Annotated in this window: 7 protein-coding genes and 1 pseudogene; 2 read left to right on the top strand and 6 right to left on the bottom strand. The window is 74.2% G+C overall.

Translation table 11 applies throughout. From position 1 onward, the window contains the following. The 5 genes and pseudogenes from TR48_RS35005 to TR48_RS34990 all read right to left on the bottom strand — a co-directional run. Positions 1-864: class II glutamine amidotransferase (locus TR48_RS35005; RefSeq protein ID WP_042374612.1), on the bottom strand; the 864-nt coding region annotated here is incomplete at its 3' end. A gap of 247 nt (positions 865-1,111) precedes the next feature. After that, positions 1,112-1,249, bottom strand: a complete 138-nt coding sequence (locus TR48_RS43905) for a hypothetical protein (RefSeq protein ID WP_161789960.1) — start codon at positions 1,247-1,249, stop codon at positions 1,112-1,114. A gap of 46 nt (positions 1,250-1,295) precedes the next feature. Further along, a pseudogene (hrpB, locus tag TR48_RS35000) lies at positions 1,296-3,915 on the bottom strand (ATP-dependent helicase HrpB). A 102-nt stretch (positions 3,916-4,017) separates the two neighbouring features. Further along, positions 4,018-4,746 carry a purine-nucleoside phosphorylase gene (locus TR48_RS34995; protein ID WP_042374611.1) on the bottom strand — a complete coding sequence of 243 codons (729 nt, stop codon included), beginning with the start codon at positions 4,744-4,746 and terminating at the stop codon, positions 4,018-4,020. 425 nt (positions 4,747-5,171) lie between these two features. Beyond that, positions 5,172-5,813 (bottom strand): GTP cyclohydrolase II, encoded by a 642-nt coding sequence (locus tag TR48_RS34990; protein WP_042374610.1) that lies wholly within the window; start codon positions 5,811-5,813, stop codon positions 5,172-5,174. A gap of 249 nt (positions 5,814-6,062) precedes the next feature. On the opposite strand from TR48_RS34990, the gene TR48_RS34985 reads away from it, so the two are divergent. Continuing rightward, entirely contained in the window at positions 6,063-6,572 is a 510-nt protein-coding gene (locus TR48_RS34985) for a MarR family winged helix-turn-helix transcriptional regulator (RefSeq protein WP_042374609.1), read from the top strand. 173 nt (positions 6,573-6,745) lie between these two features. Here TR48_RS34985 and TR48_RS34980 read toward each other — a convergent pair whose 3' ends face one another. Next, positions 6,746-7,351 (bottom strand): hypothetical protein, encoded by a 606-nt coding sequence (locus tag TR48_RS34980; protein WP_042374608.1) that lies wholly within the window; start codon positions 7,349-7,351, stop codon positions 6,746-6,748. A gap of 187 nt (positions 7,352-7,538) precedes the next feature. Here TR48_RS34980 and TR48_RS34975 point away from each other — a divergent pair, with 187 nt between their 5' ends. Then, complete coding sequence (locus TR48_RS34975; protein WP_042374607.1) at positions 7,539-9,011, top strand: SDR family NAD(P)-dependent oxidoreductase; 1,473 nt, start codon at positions 7,539-7,541, stop codon at positions 9,009-9,011. The last annotated feature ends 50 nt before the right edge of the window (positions 9,012-9,061 follow it).

Below are 9,061 nucleotides of genomic sequence, written 5' to 3'. Positions count from 1 at the left end.
GGATGCCTGCGAGGCGGCCGCGGCCGGGTGCAGGTCCGCGAGGGTGAGGCGGTGGGCGGGCGCGTCCGGAAGCACGAGGCGACGCGTGGTGGTGCGGTCGGCGCCGACGTGGAGGAGCTCCCCCGGCTCCATCAGCTGCCAGTCGGGGTGGTCGTCCATCCGCTCGCTGGCGACGACGGTCGCGCCGTGCCGGGTCAGGTCCGTCGAGTGGACGCGGATGCGCCCGGCGGTGCCGCTGTGGTCCAGATGGCGGTTGCCGTGGTGGCCGCCGGCGGGGCGCTGAAGCACGAACAGGTCGTGGGTGTCGGGATACCGCAGCGCCCACAGCTGGTCGGCGGTGGTCAGGATGACGTTGAGGGCGTAGATCGGCAGGTTCTGTGCGACCCAACGCGCGGCCGCCTCGATGCCGGCCGTCACGTCACCCCCGTGCGCGGCGGTCTCACGAGTGATCAGGGCGAAGAAGCGCTCGGAGTCGGTGTCGCCCTTGACCAGCGCCAGGTCCGGGCCGAGATGGGCCTCGAGCCGGGGCAGGTCCTCGATCACGCCGTTGTGGGCGAAGAGCCGCCCGTCCTGCTCGAACGGGTGCGTGTTGCGCACCTCCAGCGCGCCCGTGGAGGCGAAGCGGATGTGGGCGACGAAGGTCGCCGACTCCACGCTCCTCGCCTCCTCGGCGAAGGCGCGGTCCTCGTAGGCGGCGACGGGCGCCTTGTGCACCTGCGGCGTCCCGTCCGCGGCGAAGAAGCCCAAGCCGGTGCCGTCGGGGTCCCGGTGGCTCTGGTCGCTGAGGCTGTCCTGCGCGTCCAGCAGCCAGAAGGTGGCGCGGGTGCGGCGCGGCGAGCTGCTCAGACCGAACAGACGGCACATGCTGGCTCCGCCTCTCTGTGGAGGACATCGTGGAGGACGTCGTCGGTGCGGGCGCCGGGCCGGACGGCCGCCCTGCCACGATACGACCCGTGGGCGGCCCGGGCCGAGGGGCACGCCCGGAGCAGTGGATGAACCCCCGGGCGCCGCAACGACGTTCGGCGCCCTCTGGTGCGCCCGGACAGGCCGGTCAGCGGCCGAGGTCGAGCCGGTCGAGGAAGCTCCAGAGGGTCGCGCGTCCTGCGGTGTCCTACGCGCCGCTGGTGGTCTCGGCGACGGAGAGCTCCGCCGACATGGCGACCACCAGGCGTGCGGCCGAGACCGCGTCCGGCCACCCCATGGCCCGCAGGTCCAACTCGGCCTGCGCGACGAAGGTCTGCGACCGCATCGCGACCTGATCGGACAGGTCGGGATCGTTCGGGCCTCCAACAGAGTCAGCGACGGGGGTTGGCCCAGCGGGTGGGTTCGGCCGCGGTGGGGTCCTCGGGCCAGGGGTGGCGGGGGTAGCGACCGCGCAGTTCCGCGCGGACCGCGCGGTAGCCCTCGCGCCAGAAGGTCCGCCAGGTCGGCCGTGACGGCCGCCGGGCGTCCGGCCGGGGAGAGCAGATGGATCGTCAGCGGGACGCGTCCGTCGGCCAGCGGGGGCGTCGCCTGCCAGCCGAACAGCTCCTGGAGCTTGACCGCGAGGACGGGACGGTCGGCGGAGTAGTCGACGCGGATGCGGGAGCCGGTGGGAACGGTGATCCGCTCGGGAGCCAGTTCGTCGAGGCGTCCAGCTGAGCCGTCGGCCCAGGGCAGCAGCCGGGCCAGGGCGGCGGCGACCGGGATGCGTTCCAGGTCGGCCCGGCGGCTGGCCCGGGAGAGCTCGGGTTCGAGCCAGTCCTCGGCCCGGCCGAGGAGGGCGCGGTCGTCGACGGCGGGCCAGGGGTCGCCGATCACGCGGTGCAGGAAGTCCATCCGCTGCCGCAGCGCGACGGCCTCCGCCGACCAGCTCAGCAACTCGCCGACGCCCTCGGCGGCCAGCCCCTCCAGCAGGGCCACCCGCAGCAGCGCCGGGTCCGGCGCGCTCAGGGGCTCGGTCGCGAGCTCGACCGCGCCGAGGGCCTCGACTCGGCGGGCCGCCACGTCGCCGCGTCGCGACCCCGGCGGCACGGCCCAACGGACCTCCTCGCGGTCCGTCAGCAGGGGCGCCGCACACCGCCGGGCCGTGGCCTCGTCCGTGGCGGCGGCCAACTGGACGCGGGCCGAGGGCGAGCCGGCCGGGCGGTCGGCGACGGCTACGGCGATCCACTCCGCGCCGGACAGGGCGGAGCCCGCGCCCGTCGCGGCGGCCGTGCCGGATGCCATCAGGTAGGCGGCCCCGGCGCCCGGTTCGGGCTTCGGACCGCGCGCCCTGGCGATGCGCTCGGGGAAGGCCAGACCCGCGATCAGACCGGCCGCCTCGGCGTCGTCGATCCGCTGCGGCGGATCCTCGGCGTCGGGATGCCGGCGCAGCCGTCGGACCTCCTCGCGCCAGCGGGCCGCGTATCCCGCGTGAGGGTCCCTGCCCGTACGCACCGCGCGGCGGACGGCGGCGAGGTCGTCCCCGAGCGCGCGCGGCGGCTCCTCGGAGAGCAGCGCGACCAGCTCGGCCGCCTGACGCTCGCCGACGAGGGGCGCGCCGTCCAGCAGCGCCCGGCCCAGCCGGGGGTGCAGGCCCGTGCGGGCGATGCGGACGCCCCTCCCGGTGGCCCGGCCGTCGGCGTCGACCGCGCCCAGGGCGGTCAGCGTCGCCAGCGCCGCAGCCATCGCTCCCGCCGGCGGCGCGTCCGGCAGCGCGAGTCCGCGCGCACCGGGCGCTCCCCAACAGGCGCTCTGCAGGGCGAAGGAGGCAAGGTCGGCCTGGAGGATCTCGGGCGTGGGCAGGGCCCGGGCCAGTGCGTCCTCGGCCTCCGCCCAGCAGCGGTAGACGGCGCCGGGCGCCTCACGGCCTGCTCGCCCGGCGCGCTGGCGTCCAGTCGCCAGCGAGGAACGGACGGTCACCAGCCCGGCCAGACCGCGCGCGTGGTCGGTGCGCGGCTCGCGGGCGAGCCCGCAGTCGACGACGCTGCGCACCCCGGGCACGGTCAGCGAGGACTCGGCGACGGAGGTGGAGAGGACCACCCTGCGGCGCGGCCCGGCGGCGAGCGCCGCGTCCTGCACGGCGCGCTCGGCCCGACCGTGCAGTTGCAGCACGTCCACGGTGTCACGCAGTCCCCCCAGCAGACCGGCCACCTTGGCGATCTCGCCCGCACCGGGAAGGAAGCACAGCACGTCTCCCTCGCGCTCGCGCAGCGCGCGCTGCACGGTCGCGGCGACGTGCTCCAGCAGGGCCGGGTCCGTGCGCAGCCCCTGCGGCGCCCGGACCGGACGGGGCGGCGGTGACCAGACCACCTCGACGGGATGCTGGATGCCATGCGCCTCGACAACGGGCGCGGGGCCCCCGCCGTCGAGGCCGTCGCCGCCGTTGCCGCCGTCGACCCCGTCAACCCCGTCGCCGCCGAGCAGGCGGGACCACGCGGCGGTGTCGGACGTCGCCGAGGCGCACACCACCTGGAGCTCGGGACGCAGCGCGGCCCGCACGTCCAGCAGGAAGGCCAGCGCGGCGTCGGCGTCCAGATGCCGCTCATGACACTCGTCCAGCAGGACGAGGTCCACCCCGGCGAGTTCCTGGTCCCGTTGCAGCCGCTGCAGCAGCACGCCGGTGGTGACCACCTCGACCGCGGTCCTCGGACCGACCCGCCGCTCCCCGCGGACGGTGAAACCGACCCGCTCCCCCACGGGTTCGTCCAGCAGCCACGCCATCCGGCGCGCCGCGGCCCGCACCGCCAGCCGTCGCGGCTCCGCGACCAGCACCCGTCGCGTCGGCTCCCCACCGGGCAGTCCGTCCACCAGCCCGGCCAGCGCCAACGGCACCAGCGTCGTCTTCCCCGTCCCGGGCGGCGCGGCCAGCACCGCCACCCCTCGCGACTCCAGCGCTTCCTGGAGCGCGGGTACGGCACTGCGCACGGGGAGGTCGAGCCAGGCAGGGTTCACCCGGGCAGTCTCCCCGATCCCCCCAGGCCAGGGCCAATGCACCACCGGCCACCGGCTACCGGCCACCAGCCGCCGGACGGCAGGTCCCGACCGGTCAACGATTCATGCCGGTCCTGACGCTCCGCCGACCGGGCGGGCGAGGAGTGCGCGCGCGGCGATGTCGACCATGCGCCGGTACCGGGTCTCGCGGGCGGCCGCGTCCATCGCCGCGCCGGTGCGAAGGTGATCGCTGACGGTGAGTACGGTCAGGGCCTCGCGCCGCTCCGCGGCGGCGACGGCGTAGAGGCCGGCGGCTTCCATCTCGATCGCCAGAGTGCCCAGCGCGGTGAGCCGGTCGAGGACCTCGGGACGGTCGAGGTAGAAGTAGTCGGAGCTCAGCACCGGGCCCACCCGGGCCGCGTCCCCCGCGACAGCGAGCGCGTCGACCAGGAGGCGCGGCGACGGGGCCAGGGACAGGGCCACGCCCGGCACGCGGATCGTGGCCGTGGTCGCGTCGGTGTGCGCGGACGAGACCACGATCACGTCGCCGAGGCTCAGCGACTCCTGGAGGGCGCCCGCCGTTCCGACCCGGACGATGCGCTCCACGCCGTAGAAACGGAACAGCTCCGTGGCGTAGATGCTGATGGAGGGCGCTCCCATGCCGGAGGCCATCACGGACATCGGCTCGCCCAGATAGCTGCCGGTGAAGCCGAGAATGCCGCGCACGTCCGTCACCTGCCGGGCGTCCGTGAGGAGGTCGGCGGCGATGCGGCGGGCCCGGTGGGGGTCGCCCGGCATCAGCACTCGGGGGGCGAAGTCGCCGGGCTTGGCGGCGATGTGCGGCGTGGCCATCACCACACCTTCCGCCAGGCGGGACGACCTGGCAACACCGGTGCGAGGGAGCCCGTGACCTTCCCGGACCGACCACCTCGTCCTGCTCGGCACACTCGCCCCCGACGTCACCGGGCAGCGGCTGGATCCGGATGGTGCGGGGCCGCCGCCACGCCGAGTCGTGGAGCCCGGACCGCCGGCGCGCGCACGGGCTGCTCGGGAGAGATACGCGGACGTCCGGTCCGCGGTGGTGGTCGGTCACCGGAACGGCGCCACAGGTGACGTCCCGGTTGACCGAACGGGTCGACACCCGCCTGAGCGCCGTCCCGGCACAGGGCCGCGCCGTGCCCGACGGCGAACTTCCCGGGCGCCACTCCCTGATCGGGCCCTGCGTGCACTCGGGCCGCCCGGCGGGCCCGGAGGCACAGTTCACACCTGAGCGGCCGTCAGGCGATCCGGCCCTCGAGGAGGTCGTGGGCGAGGAGGCTCTGCGTACCGCGCACCTTGGCGCGGAGGTAGTGCAGGTTGTGCGGGGTGGCGTGGACGCCGGTGGGGACGCGGTCGCGGACCGGGACACCGAGCTCGCGCAGTTGCGCGGCCTTGTCCGGGTTGTTGGAGAGCAGGTCGACGCTGTCGACGCCGAGGGCGGCGAGCATCTGGGCGGCGGCGGTGTAGTCGCGGCCGTCCTCGGGAAGGCCGAGGGCCGCGTTGGCCTCGTAGGTGTCGTAGCCCTGGTCCTGCAGCGCGTAGGCGTCGAGCTTGTTGTACAGGCCGATGCCGCGGCCCTCCTGGCGCAGGTAGAGCAGGTAGCCGCCGCGCTGGGCGATGCGCTCGACGGCCTCGCGCAGCTGGGGGCCGCAGTCGCAGCGGGCGGAGCCGAAGACGTCGCCGGTCAGGCACTCGGAGTGCAGCCGCACCAGCGGGGTCCCGGCGGCCGCGTCCGGGTCGCCGAGGACGACGGCGAGGTGCTCCTGGCCGTCGGCAAGGCCGTGGAAGGTGACCAGCTCGGAGTCGACGCCGTACCCGTCGCCGAACCGCAGCGGGACGCGGACGCGGGTACGGACCGTCGCCTCGGGGATCACAGTCATGGCAGGCTCCGCTCGTTCTGGCTTCGTTCCAATTTGAACCAAGCGACGCCCTGACACTACACCGTGCTTCAAATTTGAACAACGGAGAATCGGTGACACCACCGCACCCCCACCGCCCGATCGACCGCTCAACCCCGGGGGGCGCACCCCTATTCCTGCAAGGTGACACCATGGAGGCAATCCGACTGCGGCGCGTGGGGACGACACGGGCAGGTGGTTCAAATTTTAACAACGGAGTATGGTCGAGTCATGACTGAACCCCGCTGGCTCGACGATGACGAGAAGGCCGCCTGGATCGCCTTCCTCAGCGCCACCAACCTGGTCAACCGCAAGCTGGAGCAGCAGCTCAAGGACGACGCGGGGCTCTCGCACACCCAATACGAGGTACTGGTCCAGCTCAACGCCGCGCCGGACGGCGCGCTGCGGATGACCGAGCTCGCCGACCGGCTGGTCACCTCCAAGAGCGGCCTGACCTACCAGATCACGCAGTTGGAGCGGGCAGGACTGGTCTCCCGCCGCTCCTGTCCCAGCGACGTGCGCGGCGTCTTCGCGGACATCACCGACCAGGGCCGCGAGATGCTGCGCTCCGCCGCGCCCGGCCATGTCGAGGCGGTGCGCCAGGCGCTGATCGACGTGCTCACCCCCGAGCAGCTCACCCACATCGCGGCCGGCCTGGGCGAGGTCTCCCGCCGGCTGCGCACCGAGGCGCGCTGCCCGTCCCAGACGGCACAGGACCCGCAGGCCGCCCAGGGGGCCTAGCCGCGCAGGGATGTCCTGTAGGAGCCAACCCTGAACGAACCCCGGCTTCGGACCGAAGAGGCCGCGTGGCGGCCGGTCCAGAGGTCCCGGCCACTCCACGTGCGTGCGGTGAGCCCGCAGCGGTGAGTCCGCAGTCGGCGTAGGACGCGGCGCCCCGGTCGGGTTCGCGCTGCTCAGTGGGTGTCCGGGGGCGGGAGGCGGAGGTCGGCGCGGAGCGCGGTCACCGCACGCTCCACGGGGGCGTTCATCGCCGAGAGCACCGGCCGCAGGGCGTTGAGCTGCGGGAGGGCGGTGTTCGCCGCAGCTCGGGAGGTAAGGGCGGCGCGTGCCTCGTTCGCGCCGACGAGCACCTGCGCCCACGTGACCGCCGCAGGGGGCAGCTCCAGTCGGGCTAGGTCCTGGTCGAAGGCGTGCTCGGTGGCGGCGATGTCGCGCAGGTCCGTGCGGGCCCGCGCCAGATCACCGCGGTCCGGGCCGTCGAACCGGTCGAAGTCGGTGTCGAGACGGTGGTTGGCGGGGTTGGCGATCGCCACGTAGGCGGCGGCCGCCGCTGCCGTGGCCACCGGCTGGCCCGAACGCGTCGCGGCGGTGCGGGTCGGTGCGGTGGCGCTGGGGTTCGCCGCGCATCCGCACGCGGCGAACAGCGCGAGGAGCGCTCCCACCCCCGCAGTCGCCGCACCGCCCCGACCGTGAACGGGATGCCGCTCCGTATCCGTGGCCGCCTCCACGCCGTCGCGGCCGCCGATGACGAGGACGACGAAGACGCGGAGACGGTTCATGATCGAGCTCCCCTGGGGCCAGGTTCCCCCGCCTCTACGCCTCCGCTCCCGTTCCGGTTCAGCGTCCGCCGGACCGGCCCCGTGACGTGGACCGGTAGAGTTGATCGGGTTGCCTCCGGCAACCGACGCCCGAGCTTCCGGCCGCGATCCGTTGCAGGCCCCGATCCCAGAAGAGAACCAGCAGGCGATGACAGCAGGACCCGACGTGACCGATCTCGCCGAGGCCCACCCCGGGATCGACCCCGAGCGCATGCGCCTCGTCCTGGACGCGCTCGCCGAGCTCAGCGAACTGCCGCTGGACCACCCGCAGGCGGTCCAGCTGCGCAAGGCCACCTCCGGCGTCTACCGGGAGGTCAAGCAGCGCCGCCGCCAGGAGCGCCGCGCCGCCAAGACCGCGAACGACCGCGCCGTCACCGAGCGCACCGCGACCGGCGCCGCGAGCCGCATCGACGACGAGACCCAGGGGCTGCAGCTCACCAGCGGCACCACCAGCACGCTGGCCGGGATACTCAAGCGCCCACGCGCCTGCTACGTCTGCAAGGGCCGCTACGTCGAGGTCGACGCGTTCTACCACCAGCTCTGCCAGGACTGCGCCGCCGAGAACCGCGCCCGGCGCGACGCCCGCACCGACCTCACCGGCCGCCGCGCGCTGCTGACCGGCGGCCGGGCGAAGATCGGGATGTACATCGGTCTGCGCCTGCTGCGCGACGGCGCGCACACCACGATCACCACGCGTTTCCCCAACGACGCCATCCGCCGCTTCACGGCGATGCCGGACAGCCACGAGTGGCTGCACCGCCTGCACATCGTCGGCATCGACCTGCGCGACCCGTCCCAGGTCATCGCCCTCGCGGAGGAGGTCAGCGCCGCAGGCCCGCTCGACATCCTGATCAACAACGCCGCGCAGACGGTGCGCCGCACCCCCAACGCCTACAAGGAGCTGATCGACGCCGAGGACGCGCCGCTGCCCGCCGGCGAGCTGCCCTCCTCGACGACGCTCGGCCGCTTCGACCTCAGCCGCCAGCCCATGCTGCCCGCGCAGGGCGGCCCCCGCCGCGAGAAGCTCAGCGCCGAGGCGCTGACCGCGCTGGCGCTCACCTCCGGCTCCGCCGCGCCGGCCCTGATCGAGGCGGGTACCGCCATCGACGCGGGCGGCCTCGTCCCGGACCTGGACGACGCCAACAGCTGGAGCCAGAAGGTGCAGGAGGTGGACCCGATCGAGCTGCTGGAGGTCCAGCTCTGCAACGTGACCGCGCCGTTCATCCTCGTCAGCCGCCTGCGTGCGGCGATGGCCGCGGCGCCCGCGCGCCGCAAGTACGTGGTCAACGTCTCCGCCATGGAGGGCCAGTTCGGCCGCGGCTACAAGGGCCCCGGTCACCCGCACACCAACATGGCCAAGGCCGCGCTCAACATGCTGACCCGCACCAGCGCGCAGGAGATGCTGGAGCAGGACGGCATCCTGATGACGGCGGTGGACACCGGCTGGATCACCGACGAGCGCCCGCATCCGGACAAGATGCGCCTGGCGGACGTCGGCTTCCATGCCCCGCTCGACCTGGTCGACGGCGCGGCCCGCGTCTACGACCCGATCGTGCGCGGCGAGGAGGGCGAGGACCTGTTCGGCGTCTTCCTCAAGGACTACCGCCCGCACCCGTGGTGAGACGCGGCCACAGGCCGCCGGTTCCGAGGCGGTCGGCCGCAGCGCCTGAC

Source organism: Streptacidiphilus neutrinimicus (genome assembly GCF_000787815.1).
Lineage (GTDB): Bacteria > Actinomycetota > Actinomycetes > Streptomycetales > Streptomycetaceae > Streptacidiphilus > Streptacidiphilus neutrinimicus.
The sequence above is the reverse complement of the archived record's forward strand: the minus strand, read 5'-3'. Positions and strand labels throughout refer to the sequence as shown.

What these genes read in the sequence shown, in the direction of transcription:
- TR48_RS34985 (WP_042374609.1), top strand. Translation starts at nt 6,063, where the DNA reads ATGACTGAACCCCGCTGGCTCGACGATGACGAGAAGGCCGCCTGGATC.
- TR48_RS34990 (WP_042374610.1), bottom strand. Translation starts at nt 5,813, where the DNA reads ATGACTGTGATCCCCGAGGCGACGGTCCGTACCCGCGTCCGCGTCCCG.
- TR48_RS34975 (WP_042374607.1), top strand. Translation starts at nt 7,539, where the DNA reads ATGACAGCAGGACCCGACGTGACCGATCTCGCCGAGGCCCACCCCGGG.
- TR48_RS34995 (WP_042374611.1), bottom strand. Translation starts at nt 4,746, where the DNA reads ATGGCCACGCCGCACATCGCCGCCAAGCCCGGCGACTTCGCCCCCCGA.
- TR48_RS34980 (WP_042374608.1), bottom strand. Translation starts at nt 7,351, where the DNA reads ATGAACCGTCTCCGCGTCTTCGTCGTCCTCGTCATCGGCGGCCGCGAC.
- TR48_RS43905 (WP_161789960.1), bottom strand. Translation starts at nt 1,249, where the DNA reads ATGCGGTCGCAGACCTTCGTCGCGCAGGCCGAGTTGGACCTGCGGGCC.